The sequence below is a fragment of the Streptomyces sp. MS191 genome (genome assembly GCF_008042125.1).
In the GTDB taxonomy this organism is placed as follows: Bacteria; Actinomycetota; Actinomycetes; order Streptomycetales; family Streptomycetaceae; genus Streptomyces.
On record NZ_RDBI01000216.1, the window covers coordinates 1 to 1,502 of the forward strand.

The following is a 1,502-nucleotide window of genomic DNA, read 5'->3' on the forward strand; positions in this document are numbered from 1 at the left end:
CGTGCTCGCCGGCTCTTACGGCGGGCTCCGCGGGCGGCGTCGGGCCTACGCGGAAGAAATCCGCGCTGCCCACTCCGGGCCCGAGCCGCACCGCCCCCGCTGCGCCGACGTCCACGGCGTCGGGCGCCTCGTCCGCGTCGGCTTCCGCCCCCGCGAACCCGGGCCGGCGCACCGAGGATGGATGGCTGTGGTCGGACGGCTCGCTGGACCCGCACAGCATCTCCTCCTGGTCGCAGAGCAACGTCACCCTCAAGTCGCGGGAATCGCTGACGGCCCTGACGGTCGAACTCCGGATCGGCTCTGCCCCTGGAGTGAAGGACACCGGCCACTGGCAGACCCGGCCGGCCGACGACTTCACGGTCACGGTCCGGCAGGAGGGCGGCTTCCTGGTCTACCGGTGGGTGCTCCGGCCGGGTCGTACGATCCCCTCGGGCGAGCACGTGTTCGCGGGGCAGTACGACCACGCGGCCGGCGGACGCGACGCCGGCCCGGACACCTACCGCGCCGAAGCCGCCGCGGGCACCGGCAGGGCCCTGGTGTGGGGGGACTTCGCCCCGGTCCGCTGAGGCGACTGTGTTCACGAGCCCGAGCCGAAACCCTTTCGGCGTGCGGAGAGCCGTGCTCGCCGGCTCTTACGGCGGGCTCCGCGGGCGGCGTCGGGCCTACGCGGAAGAAATCCTCACCAGCACGGCAACCTTTCGGGGCGCGGCGGCAACAAGTGGTCGGCACCGCGTCAGGAGACCGGCGGGCCCAGCGACGCGAAGGCCGTCGCGGGCCGGGCGGCATTCACCAGGCGGGGCCCCCTTGTACCTGCGCAGTGAGGAACGTCGAGACATGACCAAGAGATCCAAGCGAGCCATCCGTCCCCGGCGCGGCCGGAGCATGGCCCTGGGCGGTGCGCTCGCCCTGCTGGCGACCGGTATCGGCGGCGGTCTGTGGGCCGGGGCGAACGCCTCCGAGCCGACGCCGAACGCCGGCGTCTACACCCTGGTCAGCGCTGCCGGGGGGCTGTGCCTGAGCGCGCCGGCCACCGGCGGCCCGGACGGCGCACAGCTGGATCAGCAGCCTTGCGGGCAGCAACGCCAGCAGTGGCGGCTGACCGCAGCAGGTGACGCATACACCCTGGTCGCCGCCGACGGTGGCGCCTGCGCCGGCGTGAAGGAGGCCCGGACCGGGGCCGGGGCCGCCGTGCAGCAGGAGCCCTGCCGCCAAGGCGCCGCCTCACAGCGCTGGACCACGAACGCCGTCGACGGCGGCGTCCGGCTGGTGAACGCCGGCAGCGGCAAATGCCTGGCCGTCAAGGACGGTTCGCGCGAACCGGGAGCGCGGGTGCAGCAGAACTCCTGCGACTCGGCGGCGGCCAAGCGGTGGACGCTCAAGGCCACGACCGTCACGACACCCCGGCCCGGAGGATCCACACCCACCACGAAGCCGMCGTCGACGGCGTTCGTGGTCCAGCGCTGTGAGGCGGCGCCTTGGCGGCAGGGCTCCTGCTGCACGGC

Annotated in this window: 3 protein-coding genes; 2 read left to right on the top strand and 1 reads right to left on the bottom strand. The window is 74.0% G+C overall.

Annotated elements, in window-relative coordinates; translation table 11 throughout:
• Positions 1–253, bottom strand: a 253-nt coding sequence (locus EAO71_RS38355) for a hypothetical protein (protein WP_222723629.1), incomplete at its 3' end; no start/stop codon positions are given.
• A gap of 58 nt (positions 254–311) precedes the next feature.
• On the opposite strand from EAO71_RS38355, the gene EAO71_RS36680 reads away from it, so the two are divergent.
• Complete coding sequence (locus EAO71_RS36680; RefSeq protein ID WP_147982113.1) at positions 312–566, top strand: hypothetical protein; 255 nt, start codon at positions 312–314, stop codon at positions 564–566.
• Between the two features lie 268 nt (positions 567–834).
• Positions 835–1,502, top strand: a 668-nt coding sequence (locus tag EAO71_RS36685; protein ID WP_147982114.1) for an RICIN domain-containing protein, incomplete at its 3' end; no start/stop codon positions are given.